Source organism: Escherichia sp. AM3 (genome assembly GCF_032029835.1).
GTDB classification, from domain to species: Bacteria; Pseudomonadota; Gammaproteobacteria; order Enterobacterales; family Enterobacteriaceae; genus Escherichia; species Escherichia coli.
In genome coordinates this window covers 1-281 of sequence record NZ_JAVUPQ010000898.1, presented here as the reverse complement: position 1 = coordinate 281, position 281 = coordinate 1, and the positions used below count along the sequence as shown (strand labels likewise).

1 protein-coding gene is annotated in these 281 nt (G+C 61.2%); it reads right to left on the bottom strand.

What is annotated here, in order from left to right:
• The coding region (locus RTW80_RS28955; protein ID WP_312721556.1) for a haloacid dehalogenase-like hydrolase at positions 1-281 on the bottom strand (281 nt) is incomplete at both ends.

The window sequence follows — 281 nt, the reverse complement described above, 5'->3', positions numbered from 1 at the left end:
GCGCTGCATTGCCTCGCCGCGGAGGGTATTGGGCAGGTAGCTCTGAGCGAAGTCACGACCTTGGGCCTCCAGGACCGAGGCCGGGATGCCGCTGTAAGCGAAGCGAACGATGACGCGACGGATCAGGGTGCCAGACAAGATCCCAATCTTATACCCAAGCACGAGCGGCGCCAGAAGCAGTTGTCCCACAAGCAGTCGACGTCGGCTCACGGACCGCCGCACAAAATCCGGCATCGTCTCGCGAGTGGTAATTGTGCCATCGAAGTCAAAGAGGGCGAGAG